Here is a 25,788-nt window from a genome sequence, read left to right as displayed (position 1 = left end):
TCCGCGCGGCGTGTCAGCGTCCGCCGGACACATCGAGAATGGCCGAGGTGACGTAGGAGGCTTCGTCCGACATCAGCCAGACGATGGCATTGGCGATTTCGTCGGCGGTACCGACGCGCTTCATCGGCACCATATGGGCCAGACGATGGGCGCGGTCGGGCTCGCCGCCGGCGGCGTGAATTTCGGTGTCGATCAGGCCGGGGCGGATGCCCGCGACACGGATGCCTTCGCCTGCGACCTCATAGCCGAGACCGACGGTGAAGGAATCGATCGCGCCCTTGGACGCCGCATAGTCGACATAGGTATTCGGCGCACCAAGTCTGGCAGCGACCGATGACAGATTGACGATGACGCCGCCCTGGCCGCCGTGCTTGGTCGACATCCGCTTCACCGCTTCGCGCGCGCAGAGGATCGAGCCGGTGACGTTGACCGCCATCACGCGCCGGATGCGCTCGGCCGACATCTCGTCGACGCGCACCCCGCTCTGGCCGACGATGCCGCCATTGTTGACGAGTGCACCGAGCGTGCCGAACTTGTCGGCAGCCTTGAACAGCTCGATGATGTCGCTTTCCTCGGCGACATCGCATTTCACCGCGATGGCCTTGCCGTTGCTGGCCGCGATCTGGGCGACCACCTCGTCAGCAGCCGTTTTGTTGCTGGCGTAGCCGACGACGACACGGAAGCCGCGCGCGGCCGCCGCAATCGCGGTCGCCCGCCCGATACCGCGGCTGCCGCCGGTGATGACAACGACTTTATCCGTCACGCGCGCCTCCATGGTTCGACCCGCGCCGTCGCACGACAAGGCGACGGCGCTCGCAGAGCTTCAGGGATCAGAGATCGAGCACCAGGCGCGCCGGATCTTCCAGGCTCTCCTTGACGCGGACCAGGAACGTGACGGCTTCCTTGCCGTCGATGACGCGGTGATCGTAAGACAGCGCCAGATACATCATCGGGCGGACCTCGATCTTGCCGCCGATCACCATCGGCCGCTCCTGGATCTTGTGCATGCCGAGGATGCCGGACTGCGGCGCGTTCAAGATCGGGGTCGACATCAGCGAGCCGTAGATGCCGCCATTGGTGATCGTGAAGGTGCCGCCCTGCATTTCGTCGATCTTGAGCTGGCCGTCACGGGCGCGACGACCGAAATCGGCGATGCCCTTCTCTATGTCGGCGATCGACTTGTTGTCGCAGTCGCGCACCACGGGCACAACGAGACCCTTGTCGGTGCCGACGGCGACGCCGATGTGGTAATAGTTCTTGTAGATCAGATCGGTGCCGTCGATCTCGGCGTTGACGGCCGGGATGTCCTTCAGCCCCTGCACGACAGCCTTGGTGAAGAAGCCCATGAAGCCGAGCTTCGAGCCGTGCTTCTTCTCGAACGCATCCTTGTAGTGGGCGCGCAGCGCCATCACGTTGGTCATGTCGACCTCGTTGAAGGTCGTCAGCATGGCCGCGGTGTTCTGCACGTCCTTGAGGCGGCGCGCGATGGTCTGGCGCAGGCGGGTCATCTTGACGCGCTCTTCGCGGGCGGCGTCATCGGCCGGCGACGGCGCGCGGACCTGAACGGCGGCGGCGGGCTGGTTCACCGGGGTCGGCGCGGACGCGGCGCGCTCGATCGCGGCAAGCATGTCGCCCTTGGTGACGCGGCCGTCTTTGCCGGAGCCCGGAACGGTCGAGGCATCGATACCGGTCTCGGCGGAGAGCTTGCGGACGGACGGGGCGAGCGGCGCATCGGCCGGCGGCGCCTTCGCGGCCGGAGCCGGCGCAGGAGCAGCAGCCACGGCGGCCGGAGCGGCGGCGGCGGGCTTCGCGGGAGCAGCGGCGGGCTTCGCAGCACCGGCACCGTCGGTGATCTGGCCGAGCAGCGCACCGACCGCAACGGTCGCGCCATCGGCAGCGACGATCTCGCTCAGCGTGCCGGCGGAGGGCGCCGGGACCTCGATGGTGACCTTGTCGGTCTCGAGCTCCACCAAGGGCTCGTCGACGGCGACGGGATCGCCGGCCTTCTTGAACCAGCGGCCGATGGTGGCCTCGGTGACGGATTCGCCGAGCGTCGGCACACGAATTTCAGTCATGGTCTTTTCCTTAAGGGATCGCCGGTGCGGTCAAAAATTCGGTCGTCATCGGCCCGCGAAAGGCAAGCCATCCAGCAAGCCGGACGTTCGTATTCTGCACGGACGTCGCGGCGTACTGGTGCCCCGCTCCAGTGCGCGATTGCGCACGAGGCGGGGCATGACGCAGTTCAGAAAGATCAGCTCAGTGCTTCGTCCAGGAACGCCTTCAACTGCGCCTGATGCTTGGACATCAGACCAGTGGCGGTCGCGGCGGAAGCGGCGCGGCCGACGTAACGCGGACGCCGGCTCACACCGTGCACCTGGTTCAGCACCCATTCCAGATAGGGCTCGATGAAGTGCCAGGCGCCCATGTTGCGGGGCTCTTCCTGGCACCACACCACTTCAGCCTTCTTGAAGCGCGACAGTTCGGCCACCAGCGCCTTCAGCGGCACCGGATAAAGCTGCTCGACGCGCATCAGGTAGATGTCGTCGATGCCGCGCTTCTCGCGCTCCTCGTAGAGGTCGTAATAGACCTTGCCGGAGCAGAGCACGATGCGGCGGACCTTCTCGTCGGGGACGAGCTTGATCGCCTCGTTCGGCAGCATCTGGGCGTCATCATAGAGGATGCGGTGGAAGGTCGTCCCCTTCGCGAGCTCCTCGAGACGCGACACCGCCCGCTTGTGACGCAGCAGCGACTTCGGCGTCATCAGGATCAGCGGCTTGCGGATCTCGCGATGAAGCTGGCGGCGCAGCACGTGGAAGTAGTTCGCCGGCGTGGTCGGGTAGACCACCTGCATGTTGTCTTCGGCGCACATCTGCAGATAACGCTCCAGACGCGCCGAGGAGTGCTCCGGTCCCTGGCCCTCATAGCCGTGCGGCAAGAGGCAGACGAGACCGGACATACGCAGCCATTTGCGCTCGCCCGAGGAGATGAACTGGTCGAACACGACCTGCGCGCCGTTGGCGAAGTCGCCGAACTGGGCTTCCCACAGCGTCAGCGTGTTCGGCTCCGCGAGCGAGTAGCCGTATTCGAAGCCGAGCACGGCTTCTTCCGACAGCAGCGAGTTGATGACCTCGTAATGGCCCTGCTCGTGGCCGAGATGGTTGAACGGCGTGTAGCGGCTCTCGTCTTCCTGGTCGATCAGGACCGAATGGCGCTGCGAGAACGTGCCGCGCTCGGAATCCTGGCCCGACAGGCGGACATGGTGGTTCTCGTTGAGCAGCGTGCAGAACGCCAGTGCCTCGCCGGTCGCCCAATCGATGCCGGCGCCGGTGTCGATTGCCTTGGCGCGGTTGTCGAGGAAGCGCTGGATGGTGCGGTGGACGCGGAAGCCATCCGGCACCTTGGTGATCTTGCGGCCGATTTCCTTCAGCTCGGCGGTGTCGACGCCAGTGACGCCGCGGCGCGCATCCTCTTCCTGATCGGCGATCTTGAAGCCGGACCACTTGCCGTCGAGCCAGTCGGCCTTGTTCGGCTTGTAGGAGGTGCCGGCCTCGAACTCGGCATCGAGCCGTGCGCGCCAGTCGGCCTTGGCCTTGTCGACCTCGCCCTCGGTCATCACGCCTTCGCTGATCAGGCGGCGGGCGTAGAGCTCGAGCGTCGACGGATGCGCGGCGATCCTCTTGTACATCACCGGCTGGGTGAAAGCCGGCTCGTCGCCTTCGTTATGGCCATGCCTGCGGTAGCAGAACATGTCGATGACGACGGGCTTGTGGAATTTCTGCCGGAATTCGGTCGCGACCTTGGCCGCGAAAACCACCGCTTCCGGATCGTCGCCGTTCACGTGGAAGATCGGCGCGTCGATCATCTTCGCCACGTCAGACGGATAGGGCGAGGAGCGCGAGTAGCGCGGATAGGTGGTGAAGCCGATCTGGTTGTTGACGATGAAGTGCACGGAGCCGCCGGTGCGGTAGCCCTTCAGGTCAGACAGGCCGAAGCATTCCGCGACCACACCCTGGCCGGCGAACGCAGCGTCGCCATGCATCAGCAGCGGCATCACCGAGATGCGCTGGTCCGGCGGATCGCCGTGCTGGTCCTGCTTGGCGCGGACCTTGCCGAGCACCACGGGATCGACGATCTCGAGATGCGAGGGGTTCGCCGTCAGCGACAGATGGATGCGGTTGCCGTCGAACTCGCGGTCCGAGGAGGCGCCGAGGTGATACTTGACGTCGCCGGAGCCTTCGACAGCATCAGGGTTGGCCGAGCCGCCCTTGAATTCATGGAACAGGGCGCGGTGCGCCTTGCCCATCACCTGCGTCAGCACGTTGAGGCGGCCGCGATGCGGCATGCCGAGCACGACTTCCTTCACGCCGAGATTGCCGCCGCGCTTGATGATCTGCTCGAGCGCAGGAATCAGCGATTCGCCGCCGTCGAGGCCGAAGCGCTTGGTGCCGGTGAACTTGGTGTCGCAGAACTTCTCAAAACCTTCGGCTTCGACCAGCTTCGTCAGGATCGCGCGCCGGCCTTCGCGGGTGAACGAGATTTCCTTGTCCGGGCCCTCGATGCGCTCCTGGATCCACGCCTTCTGCGCGGCGTTGCTGATGTGCATGAACTCAACGCCGAGCGTCTGGCAGTAGGTGCGCTCGCAGATCGCGGTGATCTCGCGCAGCGTGGCGTATTCGAGACCCAGCACGTGATCGAGGAAGATCTTGCGGTCGAAATCGGCTTCGCTGAAGCCGTAGGTGCGCGGGTCGAGCTCTTCGCGGTTGCGCGGGGCTTCGATGCCGAGCGGATCGAGCTTGGCGTGGAAATGGCCGCGCATGCGGTAGGAGCGGATCAGCATCAGCGCGCGGACGGAGTCGCGCGTGGCCTGGAGCAGGTCGGCGGACGAGAAATCAGCGCCCTTGTTGCCCGCCTGGGCCTGCGCCTTGGCGGCGATCTTGGCACCGACCGCCTTCTCGACCTGGGCCCAGTTGCCGTCGAGGGCGGAGGTGAGGTCGTCCTGCGGGGTCAGCGGCCAGTTGGCGCGCTCCCAGGACGGGCCTTCGGCGTTCTTGCTGATATCGCCGGGCTGGTCGTTGAGGCTCTTGAAGAACTCCTGCCACTCGGCGTCGACCGAGGACGGGTCCTTCTCGTAGCGGGCGTAGATTTCGTCGATGTAGGTGGCGTTGGTGCCCTGCAAAAAGGAAGAGAGGGCAAAGGCTGCGTTCGCGTCCTGGCGAGACATGCTTAAGTTCCTGGCGATTTCGGTTCGCGCATAACAAACGGCGCTGGCGCTGAGCTCCCCGGCAGAGGCCCAGCGCGACAGGCACCATTTATCCTATTTGCTACGAAACTTCGCCCGGAAAAGTACGAAGAAGTGAATTAGCCTTTCAACTTTTCGGCAAGCGTGTGGCCGAGGCGGGCGGGAGACGGAGACACTGTAATCCCAGCCGATTTCATCGCATCGGTCTTGGAACCGGCGTCGCCCTTGCCGCCGGAGATGATCGCGCCGGCATGGCCCATGCGGCGGCCGGGAGGCGCGGTGACGCCGGCAATGAAACCGACCATCGGCTTCTTGCGGCCGCGCTTGGCCTCGTCCTTGAGGAACTGGGCGGCGTCCTCCTCGGCGGAACCGCCGATCTCGCCGATCATGATGATCGATTCGGTCTTGGGGTCGGCGAGCAGCATTTCCAGCACGTCGATGAACTCGGTGCCCTTGACCGGGTCGCCGCCGATGCCGACCGCGGTGGTCTGGCCGAGGCCTTCCTGCGAGGTCTGGAACACGGCTTCATAGGTCAGCGTGCCGGAACGGGAGACGATGCCGACGCTGCCGGTCTTGAAGATGTTGGCGGGCATGATGCCGATCTTGCACTCGCCGGCGGTCATGACGCCCGGGCAGTTCGGCCCGATCAGGCGCGACTTGGAACCGGCCAGCGAGCGCTTCACACGCACCATGTCGATAACAGGAATGCCCTCGGTGATGCAGACGATCAGCGGGATCTCCGCATCGATCGCTTCGCAGATCGCATCCGCGGCGCCCGGCGGCGGCACGTAGATCACCGACGCATCGGCGCCGGTCTTCTCACGCGCCTCGCGCACCGTGTCGAACACCGGCAGGCCCAGATGGGTGGCGCCGCCTTTGCCCGGCGAGGTGCCGCCGACCATCTTGGTGCCGTAGGCGAGCGCGGCCTCCGAGTGGAAGGTGCCGTTCTTGCCGGTGAAGCCCTGGCAGATGACCTTGGTGTTCTTGTCGATCAGGATGGACATGAGGTCTGCTTTCGCGAACTAACGAGTGAGAGGTCAGTGGATGCGGCGGTAGATGCCGGTGAGCACGTCGGCCCAGCCTTCCGCGTCCGGCGAGAACTGGATCTTCAACGAGTAGGAATCGTCATCGATGATTTCGTAGACGTGGCGCGCATTGCCGCGGAGCGAGCCGCGCACCAGCGTCAGGGTCTTGCCGACCCAGCCGCCGGAGGCGGGCGAGGGCGGCGTGTAGCCGAGCGAGTCGTACCAGAACAATTTGTAGGTCCGGTCGTCGCGGTCGTAGGTGAAGAGGCCGTGGGTGGCGAAAGCCTGCTTGCCGTCGCGCATCTGGACACAGTCCTGGATCAGGTAGAACCCGTTGAGATCCATGCGCGCGACGACATGCGAGGTCGCCGGCCCGCCGGCGACCCAGCGCGACGGGAAGACCACCTCTTCGCCATTCCATTCGCCGGCGAACGCGGCGAGGCGCGCGTGCTCTGCAAGCGGAGATGATGCGGCGAGATGGTCCTGGGTCATGGCCTCAGCCTCCCTTGACGGCCTTCACGATCTTCTGCGCGGCGTCGTCGAGATTGTCGGCCGGCACCACGTTCAGGCCGGATTCACGGATGATCTTCTTGCCGAGCTCGACATTGGTGCCTTCGAGGCGGACCACCAGCGGCACGCTGAGGCCGACCTCGCGCACGGCGGCCGTGACGCCTTCGGCGATCACGTCGCACTTCATGATGCCACCGAAGATGTTGACCAGGATGCCCTTCACGTTCGGATCGGCGGTGATGATCTTGAAGGCGGCCGCGACCTTTTCCTTGCTGGCGCTGCCGCCGACGTCGAGGAAGTTCGCCGGCGCCATGCCGTAGAGCTTGATGATGTCCATCGTCGCCATCGCGAGGCCGGCGCCATTGACCATGCAGCCGATGTTGCCGTCGAGGGTGACGTAGTTGAGGTCGTATTTCGACGCCTCGATTTCCTTGGCGTCTTCCTCGGTCTCGTCGCGCAGCGCGAGCACCTCGGGATGACGGAACAGCGCGTTGTCGTCGAACGACACCTTGGCGTCGAGCACGCGGAGCTGGCCCTGCTTGGTCACGACCAGCGGGTTGATCTCCAGCATCGACATGTCCTTGGCGACGAAGGCGGTGTAGAGCTGCGCGGTGAGCTTTTCGGCCTGCTTGGCGAGATCGCCGGACAGCTTCAGCGCGTTCGCAACGGTGCGGCCGTGATGGCCCATGATGCCGGTCGCGGGATCGATCGAGAAGGTGACGATCTTCTCGGGCGTGTTGTGCGCGACGTCCTCGATGTTGACGCCGCCTTCGGTCGACACCACGAAGGAGACGCGGGAGGTTTCGCGGTCGACCAGGATCGAGAGGTAGAACTCCTTGTCGATGTCCGAGCCGTCCTCGATGTAGAGGCGGTTGACCTGCTTCCCGGCGGGGCCGGTCTGGATCGTCACGAGGGTGGCGCCCAGCATCTGCTTGGCAAATTCGGTGACCTCCGCGGCCGACTTGGCGATACGGACGCCGCCCTTGTCGCCGGCCGAGGCTTCCTTGAACTTGCCCTTGCCGCGGCCACCAGCGTGGATCTGGCTCTTCACCACCCAGACCGGGCCCGGGAGGGCCTTGGCGGCGGCTTCCGCGTCCGCGGGCTTCAGGACGGGGACGCCCTTTGAGATCGCGACGCCGAACTCGTTCAGCAGCGCTTTGGCCTGATATTCATGGATATTCATATGGTCGCTCCCTGAACCCGCGGGCGGTGACCTCTAGGGCCCACCTCAGTCTTGTGGCTGGCATACCATATACCACAGGAACTGCAACCCGGATTCTTTGACATCGAGATCTCTGGACTGCCGAACCGGGCGCCCACCCCGGTCAGCCGGGCCCCGGAAGTGAAACCGCCGAAGACCGGATTTCGGTCTTCGGCGGGGATTTTTGCGCTTAGCGGCCGAGAAGATCGGGCGCGATCTTCTTGCAGGCATCGACCAGGCCCTGTACGGCGCCGACCGACTTGTCGAAAGCCTCGCGGTCCTTGCCGGTGAGCTCGATCTCGACGACGCGCTCGACACCCTTGGCGCCGATCACGACGGGCACGCCGACATACATGTCCTTCACGCCGTATTCGCCGTTGAGGTAGGCGGCGCTGGCCAGCACGCGCTTCTTGTCCCGCAGATAGCTCTCGGCCATCGCGATCGCGGAAGCAGCAGGCGCGTAGAAGGCCGAGCCGGTCTTGAGCAGATTGACGATCTCGGCACCGCCGTTGCGGGTGCGGTCGACGATCTCGTCGAGGCGCGCCTGCGAGGTCCAGCCCATCTTGACGAGGTCGGGCAGCGGAATGCCGGCGACGGTGGAGTACTTCACCAGCGGCACCATGGTGTCGCCGTGACCGCCGAGCACGAAGGCGGTGACGTCCTCGACCGAGACGTTGAACTCGTCGGCCAGGAAGTAGCGGAAGCGCGAGGAATCCAGCACGCCGGCCATGCCGACGACCTTCTTGTGCGGCAGGCCCGAAGCCTTCTGCAGCGCCCACACCATCGCGTCCAGCGGGTTGGTGATGCAGATGACGAAGGCGTCGGGGGCGTATTTCTTGATGCCGGCGCCGACCTGCTCCATGACCTTCAGGTTGATGGAGAGGAGATCGTCGCGGCTCATGCCGGGCTTGCGCGGCACGCCGGCGGTGACGATGCAGACTTTGGCGTTGTCGAGGGCTTCGTACGAATTGGCGCCGGTGTAGTGCGCGTCAAAACCGTCGACCGGCGAGGACTGGGCGATGTCGAGTGCCTTGCCCTGCGGCACGCCCTCGGCGATGTCGAACATCACCACGTCGCCCAGTTCTTTCAGGCCGATGAGATGAGCCAGCGTTCCGCCGATCTGACCGGAGCCAATCAAAGCAATCTTGTCGCGCGCCATGTGAACCTGTCCTTTAGACACGTTAAGGAGGGGAAAACTGAGACGGGTGGTTATCCCTTTCGCTCCCCCCGTTCAAGTCGGTGGATGCCCAATTGTCGGGCTTGGCGAACATTGAAGCGCATCCCTGTCATTCCGGGGCGCGACGAAAGTCGCGAGCTACGATGCGCAATTGCGCATCTGGGAATCCATAACCACCAGCGGGAGTATGGATTCCGGGCTCGTCGCTTTGCGACGCCCCGGAATGACAGCGCTGGCAAATAGGACTTAAGTCTCCACCAGACCCTTGGTGGAGCCGCTGGCGGTGGAATCCTTGCGGCCGTGAGGCAGCGCCAAATAGGATTCCGAGCTCATCTCGATCAGGCGCGAGGCCGTCCGCTTGAACTCCATGGCCTCGTTGCCCTCGTGGGCGAGGTAGAGCGAGATCGGATTGGCATCGGCCGAGGCCATCAGCTTCACGGCATTGTCATAGAGCGTATCGATCAGCGTGATGAAACGCTTGGCGGCGTTGCGCTGGGAAAAATCCATCACTGGAATATGGTCGACCAGGATGGTGTGATAGTCGTGCGCGAGGCGGAGGTAGTCGGACGCGCCGAGCGGTTTTTCGCAGAGATCCGCAAATCCGAACCGCGCCACGCCATGGGCCGAGCACGGCACGTGCAGGATGCGGCCCTTGAACGAAATATCGCGCGACTTGCATTTGGCGCCGCCTGTCATTTTCGACCAGGCGCGGTCGAGGGCCGCGCCGGCGTCGCCGTCGGCCGGCGTCAGCCACATCGGCACGCCCTGAAGCTTTTCCAGGCGGAAATCCGTGCGCGCATCGAGCCGCAGCACGTCCATGTGGTCGGTGATCTGCTTGATGAAGGGCAGGAACAGCGAACGGTTCAGGCCGCCCTTGTAGAGATCGTCGGGCGCGACGTTGGAGGTCGCGACGACCACGGTGCCGAGCTCGAACAGCTTTGCGAACAGGCGGCCGAGGATCATCGCGTCCGCGATGTCGGTGACGTGGAATTCGTCGAAGCAAAGCAGCCAGCTTTCCTCAAAGATCGCGTTCGCGGTCAGCGTGATGACGTCGCCATCGGCGATCTCGCCGCGCGAGATGCCCTGGCGATAATCGTAGATGCGCTCATGCGCTTCCGCCATGAACTCGTGGAAATGCGCGCGGCGCTTGTGCTCGACGGTACTGTGCTGGAAGAACAGGTCCATCAGCATGGTCTTGCCGCGGCCGACTTCGCCATGGACGTAGAGCCCGCGCGGCGCCTCGTCCTTGTCGCCGCTGAACAAACGGCTGAGCAGGCCCTGCTTGCGCTGCGGCTTGTAGTTCGCGAGCCGCTGGTCGAGCGCCGCATAGGCTTCGGCGATGTCGGCCTGCGCAGCATCGGGCTCGATCGCGCCGGACGCGATCTGGGCCTGGTATGCCTCGCGGAATGAGGAACTGGGGGTGGAGAGCATGGCTCTTTACCGCCAGAGATGCGCGGAAATTGCAAGCCGTGAATTGGTGGGCGGGGTATGCGTTCCGCGTCCCGGACGCGCTACGGGAAGCAGTGACGGTGCGCAGAGCGGGGACCCACTATTTCGTACATCCATCGTGGAGCGATGGGCCCCGGCCCAGCAGCGCACCGCCGTAGCGTGTCGAAGACGCGCGTAAACGCGCTGATGGCGCTGCGCCGCGTCCGGGGCACGAGAGCGGTGCTACTCACACAGCTCGTAGGCGTCCTCGACCACATAGGGGCCGCCGCCGGTCGATGCGCGGGACGAGAACAAGACAAACCGTTCGGCCATGAACGCCTTGCTCGGGAAGTAACCGCGCAGCGAGAGATAGTCGGCGACGTCGCGGTCGGACGCGTCGTGCAGCCGGGCCAGCGTGACATGCGGGGTGAACTTGCGCCCCTCAGGGTCGAGGCCGATCCGCTGCATCATGCGTTCGAGCTCGGCCTGCAATTCCATCAGCGGCTTGCTCGGCGCGATGGTTGCGACCACCGCGCGCGGCTTGCGGCCGCCGAAGCTCATGAGCCCCTGCACCTTCACCTCGAAGGGCTTGCGATCAACGCGAAACAGCATTGATGCGATCTCGTTAGCGGACATGCCGTCGATATCGCCGATGAAGCGCAGGGTAACGTGATAATTTTCGGGATCGATCCAGCGGGCGCCGGGAAGGCCGCCCCGCAAATTGGAAAGCGTCTGGCTGATCTCGGCCGGAATTTCCAGACCTGTGAACAAACGCGGCATCGTTTCGCACTCCCGATGCTTGGGCATGATCCCTGGGAAGGATCATATCCAAATTGTAGAGCCGGCGACGAATCACCGGTACCCTGATTCCTATCGCAGTTGTGTGACTCTGCGAAGCATCGCGCGCCTCACCCCGGTAAAACCCTGGGAATTACGGTTAGCGCTGCCCGCTTTTCAGCGGCGCTGCTCGCTTATGTTGCGCAAAAATGCCTCCACCGTGGGCATGATGTTGTTAACGATGATGTCGACGCCGGCCGCGGTCGGATGAATGCCGTCGGCCTGGTTGAGCTTGGCGTCGGCCGCGACGCCGTCGAGGAAGAACGGATAGAGCGGCACGTCGAATTTTTTCGCAAGATCCGGATAAATCGAATTGAAGCGCGCGGCGTATTCCGCGCCGTAATTCGGCGGCGCCAGCATGCCGCACAGCATCACCGCGATCTTGCGTGTCTTCAATCGCTGGACAATGTCGGTCAACGCGGTCCGCGTCAAATCGGGGTCGATGCCGCGCAGCGCGTCGTTGGCGCCGAGCTCGACGATCACGCCGTCGGTTCCGTCCGGGACCGACCAGTCGAGCCGGTCACGGCCGCCGGACGAGGTGTCGCCGGACACGCCGGCATTGGTCATGTCGACCGCTATGCCTTTGGCTTGCAAGGCTTTTTGAAGTTTTGTGGGGAATGCGTCCTGGGCCGGGAGGCCGAGGCCGGCGCTCAGGGAATCGCCGAGAACGACAAGCTTGACCGGCTTTGTCGCTTCGGCCCACGCCGGATCCACCACCGTCATCAAAGCGATCATCAACACGGCTATGTGCATGAAGAATCCGTAACGCCTCTCGACCGCGTATGCGGAGTTGCCATATGACCGGACCATGGACAGTCGCATCGAAACCTCTTCGCTCGCCGGCACCGCGCCGGACACCATCGCCATCTCCAACGTCAATCTTTCATTGGGTACGGGCGCGGCACGCGTTCACATCCTCAAGGATATCAGCCTGCGGGTCGCCTCGGGCGAGACGATCGGCCTGATCGGCCCGTCAGGCTCGGGCAAATCCACGCTGCTGATGGTGATGGCGGGGCTAGAGCGTCCTGATAGCGGAGAGGTGGTGGTGTCAGGCACGCCTTTCAATGCCCTCGACGAGGACGCGCTGGCCCGCTTCCGCGGCCGCCAGGTCGGCATCGTCTTCCAGTCCTTCCATCTGATTCCGACCATGACGGCGCTCGAGAACGTCGCCGTGCCGCTCGAACTCGCCGGCAACCCTGACGCTGCAAGACGCGCGGCGCAGGAGCTGCAATCGGTCGGGCTCGGCGATCGCCTGCATCACTATCCGACGCAGCTGTCCGGCGGCGAGCAGCAGCGCGTCGCGCTCGCCCGCGCGCTGGCGCCCGATCCCGCCATCCTCGTCGCGGACGAGCCGACCGGCAATCTCGACGAGGCCACCGGAAAGCAGATCGTCGATCTTCTGTTCAACAAACATGCCGAGCGCGGCATGACGCTGGTGCTGGTCACGCACGATTCCTCGCTCGCGCAGCGCTGCGATCGCGTGATCCGCCTGCGCTCCGGCCGCATCGACACCCAGTCTGCGCCGGCATGAGCATCGCGGCCGAACCGTTCGCGAAACCCAACGGCGTCGCGCTGTCGCTGCGCTACGCGCTGCGCGAATTGCGCGGAGGCCTGCGCGGCTTCTATGTCTTCATCGCCTGCATCGCGCTCGGCGTGATGGCCATCGCGGGCGTCGGCTCGGTCTCGGCGAGCCTGAGCGACGGTCTCGCGCGCGAGGGCCGCACGCTGCTCGGCGGCGACGTCTCCTTCGTGCTGTTCCAGCGCGAGGCGAAGCCCGAGGAGGTCTCCTTCCTGCGCTCGCGCGGCACCGTCTCCACCGCCGCGACCTTGCGCGGCATGGCGCGCGCCGCCGACGGCCAGCTCGCGCTGGTCGAGATGAAGGCGGTCGACGACACCTATCCGATGCTGGGTCAGCTGACGCTGGCGCCGCCACTGCCGATGTCCGACCTGCTCGCGGAGCGCGACGGCGCGTTCGGTGCCGCCGCCGATCCGACGCTGCTGGCGCGGCTGTCGCTGAAGACCGGCGACCGCGTCACCATCGGAAGCGCGACCTTCCAGATCCGCAGCACCGTCGAAGCCGAGCCCGACAAGCTCGCCGGCGGCATCGGTTTCGGGCCGCGCTTCCTGATCAGCGAGGCGGGCCTGCGCGCCACCGGCCTGATCCAGCCCGGCAGCCTGGTGCGCTGGGTCTACCGGGTGAAGCTGCCTGACACCGGCAACAGCGAGCGCGCCACCGACACCTTCATCGCGGACGCGCGCAACGCTGCGCCGCAGGCCGGCTGGGAGATCCGCAGCCGCTCCAATGCCTCGCCGCAGCTCGAGCGCAACATCAACCGCTTCACGCAATTCTTGACGCTGGTCGGCCTCGCCGCGCTCCTGGTCGGCGGCGTCGGCGTCGCCAATGCCGTCAAGAGCCATATCGACCGCCGGCTCGAGGTCATCGCGGCCTTCAAGGCGGTCGGCGCCACCGGCCGCGACGTGTTCGGCATCTATCTGGCGCAGGTCCTCCTGCTGGCGGGAATTGGCTCGGTGATCGGCCTTGCGCTCGGCGCCGCCATGCCGTTCGCCATCGTCGGCCTGTTCGGAAAACTGCTGCCGCTGCCGGTGGTGCCGGCCGTGCATGCCGACGAGCTCGCGCTGTCCTTCGTCTACGGCCTGCTCACGGCGCTCGCCTTCGGCCTGTGGCCGCTCGGGCGGGTGCACGACGTGCCGGTCGCCGCGCTGTTCCGCGACACCATCAGCTCCGAATGGCACCGGCCGCGCTGGAGCTATGTCGTGTTCATGGCCGTCGTGATCGCGCTGCTGATCGCGGTCGTGATCGGATTGTCCTTCGACAAGCGCATCGCCGCGGTGTTCGTGGCGTCCTCCGTCGTCGTGTTCGCCCTGCTCCGCGGCATCGCCGCCCTGCTGATGACGATCGCGCGCCGGCTGCCGCGCACGCGCCTGCCGATGCTGCGACTGGCGATCGCCAACATCCACCGGCCGGGCGCGCTGACGCCCTCCGTCGTGCTGTCGCTCGGGCTGGGGCTCGCCGTGCTCGTGACCATCACCCAGATCGACGGCAATCTGCGCCGGCAGTTCCTTGCGGCGCTCCCCGAGCACGCGCCGTCGTTCTTCTTCATCGACATCCCGAGCACGCAGGCCGAGCAGTTCGACGGCTATCTGCGCCGGATCGCGCCGGGCGCAAAGGTCGAGGACGTGCCGATGCTGCGCGGGCGCATCGTCGCCGCGCGCAGCGTGCGTGCCGAGGACCTCAAGCCCACCACCGATTCCGAATGGGTGCTGCAAAGCGACCGCGGCCTGACCTATACCGCCGAGCTGCCGAAGGGCTCCAAGGTGGTCGAGGGCGAATGGTGGAGCGCCGACTATTCCGGCCCGCTGCTGGTCTCGATGGAGAAGAAGATCGCCGACGGGCTCGGTCTCAAGCTCGGCGACGAGATCGTGGTCAACGTGCTCGGCCGCGACATCCCGGCCAAAATCGGCAATCTGCGCACCATCGACTGGCAGGGCATGGGCATCAATTTCGTGCTGGTGTTCTCGCCCAACGCCTTCAAGGGCGCGCCGCACACCCATATCGCGACGCTCACCGAGGCCGGCGGCACTGCGGCCGGCGACGGCAAGATCATCAGGCAAGTCGCCGACACCTATCCGATGGTGACGAGCGTGCGCGTGCGCGAGGTGATGGAGACGGTCGGCTCGGTCGTGACCAATCTGGCGCTGGCGATCCGCGGCGCCAGCGCGGTGACCCTGATCTCGGCGATCCTGGTGCTGGGCGGCGCGCTCGCCGCCGGCCACCGCCACCGGGTCTACGATGCGGTGATCCTCAAGACCCTCGGCGCGACCCGGCTGCGGCTGCTCGGCGCCTATGCCCTTGAATACCTGCTGATCGGACTTGCCACCGCGGTGTTCGGCGTGATCGCCGGCAGCGTCGCGGCCTGGATGATCGTGACGCGGCTGATGACGCTGAGTTTCGTCTGGCAGGCCGGCAGCGCGGCCGGCGTGGTCGCGGCGGCCTTGGTCGTCACGGTCGGACTTGGGCTCGCCGGGACGCTGCTGGCATTGAACAAAAAGCCCGCCACGGTGTTGCGGAATTTGTGACAAATGGTAGCGGGCGACCCCGCGATGTCGGAATCGCACGATTCCAGCGATTAACCACGTCTGCTCGCCAGGATTGCGGGCGAGGGCGACATTCAGCCGCGCGTGGACGGTTGCAGCGAATGTGTTAGTTTCCCACATATCCAATGGGTTCGGACCCCCGATTATGAGCCAGAATTTAGTCGGCACAGATCGGTATCCGAGATAGAATTTGACGAACCGGCGGCATGGCGACCCTCATGCCGGACCGGGCTAACCAACGGGAATTCGACCATGTCGGACCTAGACCGTAACTACGCTTCTCCTTTCGGCAGGGCCGCCGGGCGTGTTGACGCCGCGACGGTCGATGCCGGCCTGCGCGCCTATATGCTGCGCATCTACAATTACATGAGCATCGGCCTCGCCATCACCGGCCTGGCCGCGCTCGGCGTCTATATGGCCGCCGTGACCGACGTTCCGACCCCGGAAGCCGTCCGCGTCGGCAAGCTGTTCCTGACGCCGTTCGGCTACGCGATGTTCGTCAGCCCCCTGAAGTGGCTGTTCATGCTCGCGCCGCTCGCGATGGTGTTCGTGATCTCGGCGGGCATCAACCGTCTCGCCCCCTCGACCGCGCAGATCCTGTTCTGGGTGTTCGCGGCGCTGATGGGCATCTCGCTGTCCTCGATCTTCCTGGTGTTCACGCACACCTCGATCGTGCGGGTGTTCTTTATCACCGCGGCCACGTTTGGCGCACTGAGCCTCTACGGCTACACCACCAAGCGTGATCTGACCGGAATGGGCTCGTTCCTGTTCATGGGCCTGATCGGCATCATCATCGCGAGCCTGGTCAACCTGTTCCTGGCCAGCACGATGCTGCAGTTCATCGTGTCCGTGGTCGGCGTGCTGGTGTTCGCCGGCCTCACCGCCTGGGACACCCAGCGGCTGAAGAACGACTACATCTACGGCTACGCCTCGGCCGGCGGTGACATCGCAGAGCGTGCGGCCATCACCGGCGCACTGTCGCTGTACCTGAACTTCATCAACCTGTTCACGCTGCTCCTGCAGCTCCTCGGCCAGCGCGACTAAGCGATCGACCGAGCGAGCGGATACGAACCCCGGCCGAGAGGCCGGGGTTTTTGTTTGGGCCGGGATGCGCGACACGCCCGTAGCCCGGATGGAGCGAAGCGCAATCCGGGACAGGCCTATCTGCGGATACGACGGCCCCGGATTTCGCTGCGCTCCATCCGGGCTACGAGCGTCACCTCTCTCCTCGTCCTTGCGAGCGCAGCGAAGCAATCCAGAGCCCCTCCGCGGGCGCATTTCTGGATTGCTTCGCTGCGCTCGCAATGACGGCGGAGAGGCGGCTTCGCCCCCTTCCAGCCGTCCCGGGAAGGCTTTAGTCTTCCTCCCATGTCCGCACCTGAGATCAGGCCCGCCATTGAGGCCGACCTTCCCGCCATCACCGCCATCTACAAGCAGGCCGTCCGCGAGGGCACCGCGACATTCGAGCTGGCGCCGCCGGATCTGGCCGAGATGACGCGCCGCTACCGCGCGCTGATCGACGGTGGCTATCCCTATTTCGTCGCCATCCTCGATCGTAGCGTCGCCGGCTATGCCTATGCCGGCGCCTACCGGCCGCGGCCGGCCTACCGCTTCACGGTCGAGAACTCGATCTATCTCGATCCCGCGTTCCACCGCCGCGGCATCGGCTCGTTGCTGCTGGAGCGGCTGATCGCCGAATGCGAGGCGCGCGGCTTCCGCCAGATGATCGCGGTGATCGGCGATTCCGCCAATGCCGGCTCGATCGGCGTGCACACGCGCGGCGGTTTCAAGATGATCGGCACGCATCCCAATGTTGGCCTGAAATTCGGCCGCTGGCTCGACACGGTGATGATGCAGCGGGATCTGGGCGAGGGCGCGAGTACGGTGCCGAAATAACCTCGGTCTCGTAGGGTGGGCAAAGCGACTTGTCCGCCGTAGCTCGGAGAGCGAAGGCGGAAGCGTGCCCAGCATGCCCGGTGATTGAGGAAAGATGGTGGGCACGGCGCGGTGCGCCTTTGCCCACCCTACGGCACCGTCCGTAAGGCTAAACCACCGCCAATTTTCGATCGATCACCAGCAGCACGCGCTCGAGCTCGTGGCCGCGGCGCAGGATCAGGCCGGTCGCCGAGATCACGCTGTACATGCCCTGCTTGCGCGCCAGCCGCGGGTCCTTCTCGATGCGATAGATCGGCACCTCCGAGGCGCGGCGGAAGACCGAGAACACCGCGCGGTCCTTCAGGAAGTCGATGGCATAGTCGCGCCACTCGCCGTCGGCGACCATGCGGCCGTACAGGTTGAGGATGCGGTTCAGTTCCAGCCGGTTGAATGTCACCCGGTTGGGTTGGGCATTCGCAGCGGTGGGGCGCGCCACGGCGCGCTGCTCGCTCGGATCGGCATCCTCCGGCGTCAGACTCATCGAGCGCCTCCTCATCTCGCGGCATGATCGCATCCGCGAAGGACCGTCCCCGGAACCGCGGATCATGACAATTGCATGATCGCGCCAACTGTTCCCCGCCGCAAGGGGCTCTTCACTCAACTGATTGAATCGGGTGCGAATCGGAGCACACGCAGGAGTGGAATTCTGTCGCGGCAAACCGTCACGGGATCGTTAGAAGGAATCTTGATATCGCCGCTTTTCCGCCAAGCGCCTGCCGCCCTGCATTGCGAAAAGACCTGTGTGCGTTGACCCGGTCCTTTCGGTTCCGGATTCCTCAGCCCCCAGCCCCCCGGGGCCGTCAGGATCGGGTCTGTACGCGCGACAAGGAGGGCCAACGCAAGTTGGTCCTTTTTGGTTTGTGCCGAGATGTTTCCGGCACGACCAACTTCTCTCTGATTAACGCGAAGACAACTCTCACCCCTCATCCTGGGGAGCCGCGAAGCGGTGACTGCATGGTTCTCGCGGCGATGCGTAGCATCGTCCGCCTCGCGCGCGAGGGCGCGCTCCTCACCATGAGGCGTGAGAGCGAGTGCGACGCTAGCGAGAGAAATCGGATCTAGTGCAGCGACGTGTAGGCTGCGCCGAGCATCGCACCCGGCTTCTCACGGCTGCCGTCCTGGACATAGACCACAGCGCCGTCGACGCCGTCGCGCGTGAGATTTTCCAACGGCACCGTCCAGCTTTCCGGACGCCCGTTCCAGTCGCCGACCTTGAGCAGGTTGCGCACGACGTTGTGATAGGTGATCTGCTGCCCGCGGTTTTCGCCACGGCTGATTGCGATCGGCACCGATTTCGTGATCGAGCAGATCCAGACCTCACCGTGCGAGGCCGCCGACTCCTTGCTCGCCGCCACCGAGACGTTGATCTGCTTGCCTGCAAGCGACATCGTCACCGGCACGCTCATTACGCCTGTGCCGTTGTCGGTCTTGCCGATCGCGCTCTCGATGCCGGCGCGATCGCTGCCGATGACATGCGTCGAACCGTTGACCACGACTTGCGGCGTATAGACCTCGCGGTCGCCGCGCATGCGCGAATAGGCGCGCTGCCGCGCCGAGAAGCGCGAATCCGCAAGCGTGTCCTTCCAGCCGAGATAATCCCAATAGTCGATCGGCATGCTCAGCGCGATGATCGACGGGTCGTTGGAGAGATCGCCGATGACCTGGTCGGCGGGCGGGCAGGAGGAGCAGCCCTGCGATGTGAAGAGCTCGACTACGGCGCGAGGATCAGCCTCGGCGGGACGGATGACGGCGACGATGGCGCAGATCCCAAGTGCTCCCGACCAGAGTGCACCGGACCAGCGCGAAACCAGATTAGAAGCCATCATTGCAGTCATGTTGAACGTCACACCTCGCACGCGTGGGGGAAGATCCTATCGCCTGATGGTCACCGTAGTCTTACGGGCATCGTACATTCAACCGTCCGGGGCGAGGTTTTCCGCCGGGCGGAACCATCGGACGCGTGTTCTAACGCACGAAGGCGGCCTTGTGATAGGCCGCCCTCGTTTAACCTTCTACTCACGTCGCGGTGAGCCACCGTTCACAAATTCGCGCTTAGGCCGCGAGCTTGCGCAGCACGTAGTGCAGAATGCCGCCGTTCCGGTAGTAATCGAGCTCGTCCAGCGTATCGATGCGGCAAAGCAGCGAAACCCGCTGCAACGAACCGTCGCCGGAGACGATCTCCGCGGTCAGCTTCTGACGCGGCTTCAGGTCGCCGACCAGGCCGCGCAGCGTGACCTTCTCGTCGCCCTTCAGGCCGAGCGACGACCAGGAGGTGCCCTCTTCGAAGGTCAGCGGCAGCACGCCCATGCCGACCAGGTTGGAGCGGTGGATACGCTCGAAGCTCTGGCAGATCACGGCGCGGACGCCGAGCAGGCGCGTGCCCTTCGCAGCCCAGTCGCGCGAGGAACCGTTGCCGTATTCGGCACCGGCGAACACCACCAGCGGCACCTGCTCCTGCTGGTACTTCATCGCGGCGTCGTAGATCGACATCTGCTCGCCGTCGGGCCAGTGCTTGGTGAGACCGCCTTCCGGGATATTTCCGTCAGCGCCCTTCAGCATGAAGTTCTTGATGCGGATGTTGGCGAAGGTGCCGCGCATCATCACTTCATGGTTGCCGCGACGCGTGCCGTACTGGTTGAAGTCGGCCGGACGCACCTGGTGTTCGCTGAGATATTTGCCGGCGGGCGAGGTGAGCTTGATCGAACCGGCCGGCGAGATGTGGTCGGTGGTGATCTTGTCGCCGAACATGGCGAGGATGCGCGCCTCGATGATGTCGGTGACCGGCTCCGGCTCCTTCTTCATGCCATCGAAATAGGGCGGGTTCTGCACATAGGTCGAGCTCATGTTCCAGCGATAGGTCTCGCTCTCGACCGTCTTGATCTTGCGCCAGTTGGTGTCGCCCTTGAACACGTCGGCATACTTCTTCTTGAAGATCGACGCGGTCACGAACTTCTTCATGAAGGCGTTGATCTCCTTCGTCGTCGGCCAGATGTCCTTGAGGTACACCGGCTTGCCGTCCTTGCCTTCACCGAGCGGCTCGACGGCGAGGTTCTTGGTGACGCTGCCCGCGAGCGCGTGGGCGACGACCAGCGGCGGCGAAGCGAGATAGTTCGCCTGCACGTCCGGCGAGACGCGGCCTTCGAAGTTGCGGTTGCCGGAGAGCACGGCGGCCGCGACGATGCCGTTGTCGTTGATCGACTTCGAGATCTCCTCGGGCAGCGGACCGGAATTGCCGATGCAGGTGGTGCAGCCGAAGCCGACCAGGTTGAAGCCGACCTTGTCGAGATCGGCCTGCAGACCTGAATCGGCGAGATAGGCCGCGACCACCTGGCTGCCCGGGGCGAGCGACGTCTTCACCCACGGTTTTGCCTTGAGGCCCTTCGCGGCAGCGTTGCGCGCAAGCAGGCCGGCACCGATCAAGACGCTTGGATTCGAGGTGTTGGTGCAGGAGGTGATCGCAGCGATCACGACGTCGCCATGACCGATCTCGTAGTTCTTGCCGTCGACGGCAAAGCGCTTCCCGGGCTCTTCGGTCTTCTTGTACTCGGTTCCGAGCGCGAGCGAAAAGCCTTCGGCGACCGACGGCAGCGCGATGCGGCCTTCGGGACGCTTCGGACCGGCCATCGAGGGCACGACGTCGCCGAGGTCGAGGGTCAGCGTTTCCGTGAACACCGGATCGGCCGACTTGGCGGTGCGGAACAGGCCCTGCGCCTTGGCATAGGCCTGCACCAGCGCGACGCGCGCCGGAGCGCGGCCGGAGGTCTTGAGGTAATCGAGCGCAGCAGCGTCGACCGGGAAGAAGCCGCAGGTCGCGCCATATTCCGGCGCCATGTTGGCGATGGTCGCCTTGTCGGCGACGGACAGGTGATCAAGGCCGGGGCCGAAGAACTCGACGAACTTGCCGACCACGCCGAGCTTGCGCAGCATCTGCGTCACGGTCAGCACGAGGTCGGTCGCGGTGACGCCTTCCTTCATCGCACCCTTCAGCTTGAAGCCGACGACGGTGGGCAGCAGCATCGACAGCGGCTGGCCGAGCATGCAGGCTTCCGCCTCGATGCCGCCGACGCCCCAGCCGAGCACGGCGAGACCGTTGACCATGGTGGTGTGGGAGTCGGTGCCGACCAGCGAGTCGGGATAGGCGACCTCGAAGGTGCCGGTCTTCTTGCCGACCGTCATCTTCTCCTTCTTGGTCCAGACCGTCTGGGAGAGATATTCGAGATTGACCTGATGGCAGATGCCGGTGCCGGGCGGCACGACCGAGAAGTTCGAGAACGCCTTCTGGCCCCACTTCAGGAACTCGTAGCGCTCCTGGTTCTGCTTGTATTCCTCGGTGACGTTCTTGCCGAAGGCCTTGTTGTCGCCGAAGAAATTCACGATCACGGAGTGGTCGATGACGAGGTCGACCGGCACCAGCGGATTGATCTTCTCGGCATCGCCGCCGAGCTTCTGCATCGCGTTGCGCATCGCGGCGAGGTCGACGACGGCCGGCACGCCGGTGAAATCCTGCATCAGCACGCGGGCCGGGCGGAATGCGATCTCATGCTCCAGCGACTTCTTGCGCAGCCACTTCGACACCGCCACGATGTCTTCCTTCTTGACCGTGCGGCCGTCCTCGTTGCGCAGGAGGTTCTCGAGCAGAACCTTCATCGAATAGGGGAGTTTCGAAATTCCCTTCAGACCATTCTTCTCGGCCGTGGGCAGGCTGTAATAGACATAGGTCTTGGCGCCGACCTTGAGGGTCTTTTTGCATTTGAAGCTGTCGAGCGAGGTCATGTAGGAAATCCCAATTGTTAGTTATACCCGGCAAGGGGTATTTTAACACCGTCAGCGAGTCCGGCTGGGTCGCTTGCAGGGGCAGGTTGAGTTGCTGCATCAAGTAGTTCCGGGCTTATAGAAGCTTTCTAACCGCGCCGCCACAGCCACAAACGTGCCGCAGCAATCCGCGAGCCAAAAATTCCCATGCGCTACCCCAAGATTTCCTGAGGCCAGGCTTTGAGCGGATTGAACCAAGGCAAGATGCAGCTGTCCGGACGCAGGGTCATCTGCGTGCGCGGCGGCCGCGAGGTGTTTTCCGGGCTCGATTTCGAGGCGGTCTCGGGCGAGGCCGTGGCGGTCGTGGGCCGCAACGGCTCGGGCAAGACCTCGCTGCTGCGGCTGATCGCGGGCCTGCTGATTCCGGCCGGCGGGACAATCGCGCTCGCCGGCGGCGATGCCGAGCTGACGCTGCCGGAGCAGTGCCACTATCTCGGCCATCGCGACGCCCTGAAACCGGCGCTGAGCGTGGCGGAAAACCTGTCATTCTGGGCTGATTTTCTGGGCGGCGAGCGCAGTGATGCCGCCAAGAGCCTCGCCATCGTCGGGCTCGATCACGCCACCCATTTGCCGGCCGCCTTCCTGTCCGCCGGCCAGCGCCGCCGCCTGTCGCTGGCCCGGCTGCTGACGGTGCGCCGCCCGGTCTGGCTGCTGGACGAGCCGACCACGGCGCTGGACGTGGCCGGCCAGGGCATGTTCGAGGGCCTGATGCGGGAGCATCTGGCCCGGGGCGGCCTGATCATCGCGGCGACCCATGCGCCGCTGGGCATCGATTCGCGGGAGCTGAGAATTGGGGAAATGACATGATTCCGACGGACCCTCAGCTTTCTAAGCGGCTGGGCTCCGCCCTCTCCGTTCCCTCCCCCCTCTTGTCCGCCGAAGCCTTGGCGAAGGCGGATGCGGGGGAGGGTCAGGGAGAGGGGTGCGGCACGGCGCGCTCTATGGGCTCAAGCAGTTGGGAAGCGGCTGCTCTGTTGCGGACAATCTGCCCGAAACAGACATCTCTCCCGGGGCTACCCCCCTCCCCGACCCTCCCCCGCAAGGGGGGAGGGAGTGCAGCCGTGCCCATCGGATACACCCCATGACCGCCCTGTCCGCCCTCATCCGCCGGGACATCCGGATCGCGCTCCGCGTCGGCGGTGGGGCATTGATCGGCGTGCTGTTCTTCCTGACCGTGGTGGTGCTGATGCCGTTCGCGGTAGGGCCGGATCTGGCGCTGCTGTCGCGGCTGGGGCCGGCGATCCTGTGGCTCGGCGCGCTGCTGGCGAGCCTGCTCACCCTGGACCGGCTGTTCATGGCCGACCACGAGGACGGCTCGCTCGACCTGATCACGATGAGCCGGACGCCGCTGGAACTCGCCTGCGCCGCCAAGGCCCTGGCGCATTGGCTGGCCGCGGGCCTGCCACTGATTGTCGCAACCCCGGTGCTCGGCCTGCTGCTCAACCTCGACATGGTCGCGACCGGGGCGGTGGCGCTGACGCTCCTGGCCGGTACGCCGGCGCTGACCTTCACCGGCATGATCGGCGCGGCGCTGGCGGTGACGCTGCACCGGGGCGGACTGTTGATGGCCGTGCTGGTGCTGCCGCTGTCGATCCCGGTGCTGATTTTCGGCGTCGCGGCCTCGCAGGCCGTGATCGTCGGTCCGATGACGTTCGGCGCGCCGTTCTCGATCCTGTGCGCGCTGTCGCTGGTCAGCCTCGTCATCGGCCCTTTCGCGGCGGCGGCGAGCCTGCGCCATGGTCTCGATTGAAATGGGCCGGATTACCCTTGACCCCGATCAACTTTCGCTGCGCGCTTTTATGCTGATTGCGTGAGTGCTGACCTGTGATTATCAGAATACCATGACGCTGATCGATCTCGCCAATCCGACACGGTTCCTCGCGCTGACGGCGCGGCTGCTGCCGTGGCTTGTGGCCGCGACCGTCATCCTGCTCACCATCGGCCTCTACCAGTCCGCTCTCGCGCCCGACGACTACCAGCAGGGCGCGACGGTGAAGATCATGTTCATCCACGTGCCCAACGCCTGGCTGTCGATGTTCGTCTGGGGCGTGATGAGCATCGCCTCATTGGGCACGCTGGTGTGGCGGCATCCGCTCGCCGACGTCGCCGCCAAAGCCGCCGCGCCGATCGGCGCCGCCTTCACCTTCCTCGCGCTGCTCACGGGATCGCTGTGGGGCCGGCCGATGTGGGGCACCTATTGGGAATGGGACGCGCGGCTGACCTCGGTGCTGATCCTCTTCCTGATGTATCTCGGCCTGATGGCGCTGTGGCGCGCGGTCGAGGATCCCTCGCGCGCGGCGCGCGCGGCCGCGGTGCTGACGCTGGTCGGCGCGATCAACCTGCCGATCATCAAGTTTTCGGTCGATTGGTGGAACACGCTGCACCAGCCGGCGTCGGTGATGCGCATGGGCGGCTCGACGCTCGACAAATCGTTCCTGATTCCGCTGCTGCTGATGGCCATCGCGTTCACGCTGCTGTTCGTCACGTTGCACCTGGCGGCGATGCGCAACGAGATCTTGCGCCGCCGCGTCCGCTCCTTGCAGATGATGCAGGCGAGCCAGAAGGCCGCATGACGATGTCGCTTGGTCCCTACGCGTCCTTCATCGTGACGTCCTATGCCGCGGCGGCGCTCGTGGTCGTGATCCTGATCGGCTGGATCGTGCTCGACTATCGCAGCCAGACCGAGCGCCTGCGCGAGCTCGACCGCAGCGGCGTCACGCGCCGCTCCGGACGAAGCGCAACGGACACGCCGTGAGCGATCAATCATGAGCGATCAACCGACGTCCGCTCCGCCGCAGCGCCGCACCTTCCTGATGGTGCTGCCGCTGATCGCCTTCATCGCCCTGGCGCTGCTGTTCTGGTTCCGGCTCGGCAGCGGCGATCCCTCGCGGATTCCGTCCGCGCTGATCGGCCGGCCGGCGCCGCAGACCGCGCTGCCGGCGCTCGAGGGATTGCAGGCCGACAATTCGCAGGTGCCGGGCCTCGATCCCGCCGCGTTCAAGGGCAAGGTCAGCCTCGTCAATGTCTGGGCGTCCTGGTGCGTGCCCTGCCATGACGAGGCGCCGCTCCTGACCGAGCTCGCCAAGGACAAACGCTTCCAGCTCGTCGGCATCAACTACAAGGACGCGGCCGACAATGCGCGCCGTTTCCTCGGCCGCTACGGCAACCCGTTCGGCCGCGTCGGCGTGGATGCCAACGGCCGCGCCTCGATCGAATGGGGCGTCTATGGCGTGCCGGAGACGTTCGTGGTCGGGCGCGAAGGCACCATCGTCTACAAGCTGGTCGGACCGATCACGCCGGACAATCTGCGCACGGTGTTGTTGCCGCAGATGGAGAAGGCGTTGAAGTAGAGACGTGGAGGCCTGCCGGCATCCCTCATTGCTTCGCGAAATTCTCACCAACCCTGCTTGACAACCAAAGGGTGAGAGCTAGGCTCGCCACCAGTGACCGGCCATTCCAGTCACCGATTTCATTTTTGAATTTTTATGACGATTGCTTGTGAGCGAGG

22 protein-coding genes are annotated in these 25,788 nt (G+C 65.0%); 9 read left to right on the top strand and 13 right to left on the bottom strand.

The window, feature by feature from the left end:
- Nucleotides 1–13 precede the first annotated feature (13 nt).
- The 10 genes from AB7G19_RS02100 to AB7G19_RS02055 all read right to left on the bottom strand — a co-directional run bounded on the left by AB7G19_RS02100 (nucleotide 14) and on the right by AB7G19_RS02055 (nucleotide 12,170).
- Nucleotides 14–775, bottom strand: a complete 762-nt coding sequence (locus tag AB7G19_RS02100) for an SDR family oxidoreductase (protein WP_094183824.1) — start codon at nucleotides 773–775, stop codon at nucleotides 14–16.
- A 55-nt stretch (nucleotides 776–830) separates the two neighbouring features.
- Nucleotides 831–2,075, bottom strand: coding sequence for a 2-oxoglutarate dehydrogenase complex dihydrolipoyllysine-residue succinyltransferase (gene odhB, locus AB7G19_RS02095; RefSeq protein ID WP_085398662.1), 1,245 nt, complete (start codon nucleotides 2,073–2,075; stop codon nucleotides 831–833).
- A gap of 176 nt (nucleotides 2,076–2,251) precedes the next feature.
- Entirely contained in the window at nucleotides 2,252–5,221 is a 2,970-nt protein-coding gene (locus AB7G19_RS02090; protein WP_063980415.1) for a 2-oxoglutarate dehydrogenase E1 component, read from the bottom strand.
- Between the two features lie 137 nt (nucleotides 5,222–5,358).
- Nucleotides 5,359–6,243: a succinate--CoA ligase subunit alpha gene (sucD, locus tag AB7G19_RS02085; RefSeq protein WP_025575976.1), complete on the bottom strand. Its 885-nt coding sequence runs from the start codon at nucleotides 6,241–6,243 to the stop codon at nucleotides 5,359–5,361.
- Between the two features lie 33 nt (nucleotides 6,244–6,276).
- Complete coding sequence (locus AB7G19_RS02080) at nucleotides 6,277–6,756, bottom strand: DUF1579 family protein (protein WP_085398661.1); 480 nt, start codon at nucleotides 6,754–6,756, stop codon at nucleotides 6,277–6,279.
- Nucleotides 6,757–6,760: 4 nt separating this feature from the next.
- Nucleotides 6,761–7,957: an ADP-forming succinate--CoA ligase subunit beta gene (sucC, locus tag AB7G19_RS02075; RefSeq protein WP_085398660.1), complete on the bottom strand. Its 1,197-nt coding sequence runs from the start codon at nucleotides 7,955–7,957 to the stop codon at nucleotides 6,761–6,763.
- Nucleotides 7,958–8,165: 208 nt separating this feature from the next.
- Nucleotides 8,166–9,134, bottom strand: a complete 969-nt coding sequence (mdh, locus tag AB7G19_RS02070) for a malate dehydrogenase (protein ID WP_063980412.1) — start codon at nucleotides 9,132–9,134, stop codon at nucleotides 8,166–8,168.
- Nucleotides 9,135–9,398: 264 nt separating this feature from the next.
- Nucleotides 9,399–10,583: a cell division protein ZapE gene (gene zapE, locus AB7G19_RS02065; protein ID WP_071908648.1), complete on the bottom strand. Its 1,185-nt coding sequence runs from the start codon at nucleotides 10,581–10,583 to the stop codon at nucleotides 9,399–9,401.
- A 240-nt stretch (nucleotides 10,584–10,823) separates the two neighbouring features.
- The gene (thpR, locus tag AB7G19_RS02060) at nucleotides 10,824–11,360 is read right to left on the bottom strand and encodes an RNA 2',3'-cyclic phosphodiesterase (protein ID WP_085398667.1); all 537 of its coding nucleotides are present in this window, start codon (nucleotides 11,358–11,360) and stop codon (nucleotides 10,824–10,826) included.
- A gap of 174 nt (nucleotides 11,361–11,534) precedes the next feature.
- Entirely contained in the window at nucleotides 11,535–12,170 is a 636-nt protein-coding gene (locus tag AB7G19_RS02055) for an arylesterase (protein WP_085398666.1), read from the bottom strand.
- 55 nt (nucleotides 12,171–12,225) lie between these two features.
- Between AB7G19_RS02055 and AB7G19_RS02050 the strand changes: the two genes are divergently transcribed.
- The 4 genes from AB7G19_RS02050 to AB7G19_RS02035 all read left to right on the top strand — a co-directional run bounded on the left by AB7G19_RS02050 (nucleotide 12,226) and on the right by AB7G19_RS02035 (nucleotide 17,429).
- On the top strand, nucleotides 12,226–12,948 hold the full coding sequence (locus tag AB7G19_RS02050) for an ABC transporter ATP-binding protein (RefSeq protein ID WP_071908649.1): 723 nt from the start codon (nucleotides 12,226–12,228) through the stop codon (nucleotides 12,946–12,948).
- Nucleotides 12,945–15,515, top strand: a complete 2,571-nt coding sequence (locus tag AB7G19_RS02045; protein WP_085398659.1) for an ABC transporter permease — start codon at nucleotides 12,945–12,947, stop codon at nucleotides 15,513–15,515. The genes AB7G19_RS02050 and AB7G19_RS02045 overlap by 4 nt, the downstream gene beginning before the upstream one ends.
- A gap of 270 nt (nucleotides 15,516–15,785) precedes the next feature.
- Nucleotides 15,786–16,577 carry a Bax inhibitor-1/YccA family protein gene (locus AB7G19_RS02040; protein WP_014490629.1) on the top strand — a complete coding sequence of 264 codons (792 nt, stop codon included), beginning with the start codon at nucleotides 15,786–15,788 and terminating at the stop codon, nucleotides 16,575–16,577.
- A gap of 324 nt (nucleotides 16,578–16,901) precedes the next feature.
- Nucleotides 16,902–17,429: a GNAT family N-acetyltransferase gene (locus AB7G19_RS02035; protein ID WP_085398658.1), complete on the top strand. Its 528-nt coding sequence runs from the start codon at nucleotides 16,902–16,904 to the stop codon at nucleotides 17,427–17,429.
- Between the two features lie 148 nt (nucleotides 17,430–17,577).
- Here AB7G19_RS02035 and AB7G19_RS02030 read toward each other — a convergent pair whose 3' ends face one another.
- The 3 genes from AB7G19_RS02030 to acnA all read right to left on the bottom strand — a co-directional run bounded on the left by AB7G19_RS02030 (nucleotide 17,578) and on the right by acnA (nucleotide 22,241).
- Entirely contained in the window at nucleotides 17,578–17,949 is a 372-nt protein-coding gene (locus tag AB7G19_RS02030; RefSeq protein ID WP_063980407.1) for a DUF2794 domain-containing protein, read from the bottom strand.
- Nucleotides 17,950–18,526: 577 nt separating this feature from the next.
- Nucleotides 18,527–19,303, bottom strand: coding sequence for a DUF1223 domain-containing protein (locus tag AB7G19_RS02025; protein ID WP_085398665.1), 777 nt, complete (start codon nucleotides 19,301–19,303; stop codon nucleotides 18,527–18,529).
- Nucleotides 19,304–19,520: 217 nt separating this feature from the next.
- The gene (acnA, locus tag AB7G19_RS02020) at nucleotides 19,521–22,241 is read right to left on the bottom strand and encodes an aconitate hydratase AcnA (protein ID WP_085398656.1); all 2,721 of its coding nucleotides are present in this window, start codon (nucleotides 22,239–22,241) and stop codon (nucleotides 19,521–19,523) included.
- Between the two features lie 243 nt (nucleotides 22,242–22,484).
- Here acnA and ccmA point away from each other — a divergent pair, with 243 nt between their 5' ends.
- The 5 genes from ccmA (at nucleotide 22,485) to AB7G19_RS01995 (ending at nucleotide 25,630) form a co-directional block, all read left to right on the top strand.
- Entirely contained in the window at nucleotides 22,485–23,087 is a 603-nt protein-coding gene (gene ccmA, locus AB7G19_RS02015; protein ID WP_085398664.1) for a heme ABC exporter ATP-binding protein CcmA, read from the top strand.
- A 274-nt stretch (nucleotides 23,088–23,361) separates the two neighbouring features.
- On the top strand, nucleotides 23,362–24,030 hold the full coding sequence (gene ccmB / locus AB7G19_RS02010) for a heme exporter protein CcmB (protein WP_028150494.1): 669 nt from the start codon (nucleotides 23,362–23,364) through the stop codon (nucleotides 24,028–24,030).
- Nucleotides 24,031–24,121: 91 nt separating this feature from the next.
- Entirely contained in the window at nucleotides 24,122–24,853 is a 732-nt protein-coding gene (locus tag AB7G19_RS02005) for a heme ABC transporter permease (RefSeq protein WP_028150495.1), read from the top strand.
- Nucleotides 24,850–25,035: a heme exporter protein CcmD gene (gene ccmD / locus AB7G19_RS02000; protein WP_014490637.1), complete on the top strand. Its 186-nt coding sequence runs from the start codon at nucleotides 24,850–24,852 to the stop codon at nucleotides 25,033–25,035. Before AB7G19_RS02005 ends, ccmD begins: the two co-directional genes overlap by 4 nt.
- Nucleotides 25,036–25,045: 10 nt before the next feature.
- Nucleotides 25,046–25,630 carry a DsbE family thiol:disulfide interchange protein gene (locus AB7G19_RS01995; RefSeq protein WP_085398328.1) on the top strand — a complete coding sequence of 195 codons (585 nt, stop codon included), beginning with the start codon at nucleotides 25,046–25,048 and terminating at the stop codon, nucleotides 25,628–25,630.
- Nucleotides 25,631–25,788: the final 158 nt, after the last annotated feature.

This window comes from Bradyrhizobium sp. 215_C5_N1_1, assembly GCF_052075935.1.
In the GTDB taxonomy this organism is placed as follows: Bacteria; Pseudomonadota; Alphaproteobacteria; order Rhizobiales; family Xanthobacteraceae; genus Bradyrhizobium; species Bradyrhizobium barranii.
This window is presented reverse-complemented; position numbering and strand designations above follow the sequence as displayed.

Excerpts from the sequence above, each read along its gene's own strand:
- AB7G19_RS02100 (WP_094183824.1), bottom strand. The coding sequence starts at position 775 with ATGGAGGCGCGCGTGACGGATAAAGTCGTTGTCATCACCGGCGGCAGC.
- odhB (WP_085398662.1), bottom strand. The coding sequence starts at position 2,075 with ATGACTGAAATTCGTGTGCCGACGCTCGGCGAATCCGTCACCGAGGCC.
- AB7G19_RS02090 (WP_063980415.1), bottom strand. The coding sequence starts at position 5,221 with ATGTCTCGCCAGGACGCGAACGCAGCCTTTGCCCTCTCTTCCTTTTTG.
- sucD (WP_025575976.1), bottom strand. The coding sequence starts at position 6,243 with ATGTCCATCCTGATCGACAAGAACACCAAGGTCATCTGCCAGGGCTTC.
- AB7G19_RS02080 (WP_085398661.1), bottom strand. The coding sequence starts at position 6,756 with ATGACCCAGGACCATCTCGCCGCATCATCTCCGCTTGCAGAGCACGCG.
- sucC (WP_085398660.1), bottom strand. The coding sequence starts at position 7,957 with ATGAATATCCATGAATATCAGGCCAAAGCGCTGCTGAACGAGTTCGGC.
- mdh (WP_063980412.1), bottom strand. The coding sequence starts at position 9,134 with ATGGCGCGCGACAAGATTGCTTTGATTGGCTCCGGTCAGATCGGCGGA.
- zapE (WP_071908648.1), bottom strand. The coding sequence starts at position 10,583 with ATGCTCTCCACCCCCAGTTCCTCATTCCGCGAGGCATACCAGGCCCAG.
- thpR (WP_085398667.1), bottom strand. The coding sequence starts at position 11,360 with ATGCCGCGTTTGTTCACAGGTCTGGAAATTCCGGCCGAGATCAGCCAG.
- AB7G19_RS02055 (WP_085398666.1), bottom strand. The coding sequence starts at position 12,170 with ATGCACATAGCCGTGTTGATGATCGCTTTGATGACGGTGGTGGATCCG.
- AB7G19_RS02050 (WP_071908649.1), top strand. The coding sequence starts at position 12,226 with ATGGACAGTCGCATCGAAACCTCTTCGCTCGCCGGCACCGCGCCGGAC.
- AB7G19_RS02045 (WP_085398659.1), top strand. The coding sequence starts at position 12,945 with ATGAGCATCGCGGCCGAACCGTTCGCGAAACCCAACGGCGTCGCGCTG.
- AB7G19_RS02040 (WP_014490629.1), top strand. The coding sequence starts at position 15,786 with ATGTCGGACCTAGACCGTAACTACGCTTCTCCTTTCGGCAGGGCCGCC.
- AB7G19_RS02035 (WP_085398658.1), top strand. The coding sequence starts at position 16,902 with ATGTCCGCACCTGAGATCAGGCCCGCCATTGAGGCCGACCTTCCCGCC.
- AB7G19_RS02030 (WP_063980407.1), bottom strand. The coding sequence starts at position 17,949 with ATGAGTCTGACGCCGGAGGATGCCGATCCGAGCGAGCAGCGCGCCGTG.
- AB7G19_RS02025 (WP_085398665.1), bottom strand. The coding sequence starts at position 19,303 with ATGACTGCAATGATGGCTTCTAATCTGGTTTCGCGCTGGTCCGGTGCA.
- acnA (WP_085398656.1), bottom strand. The coding sequence starts at position 22,241 with ATGACCTCGCTCGACAGCTTCAAATGCAAAAAGACCCTCAAGGTCGGC.
- ccmA (WP_085398664.1), top strand. The coding sequence starts at position 22,485 with ATGCAGCTGTCCGGACGCAGGGTCATCTGCGTGCGCGGCGGCCGCGAG.
- ccmB (WP_028150494.1), top strand. The coding sequence starts at position 23,362 with ATGACCGCCCTGTCCGCCCTCATCCGCCGGGACATCCGGATCGCGCTC.
- AB7G19_RS02005 (WP_028150495.1), top strand. The coding sequence starts at position 24,122 with ATGACGCTGATCGATCTCGCCAATCCGACACGGTTCCTCGCGCTGACG.
- ccmD (WP_014490637.1), top strand. The coding sequence starts at position 24,850 with ATGACGATGTCGCTTGGTCCCTACGCGTCCTTCATCGTGACGTCCTAT.
- AB7G19_RS01995 (WP_085398328.1), top strand. The coding sequence starts at position 25,046 with ATGAGCGATCAACCGACGTCCGCTCCGCCGCAGCGCCGCACCTTCCTG.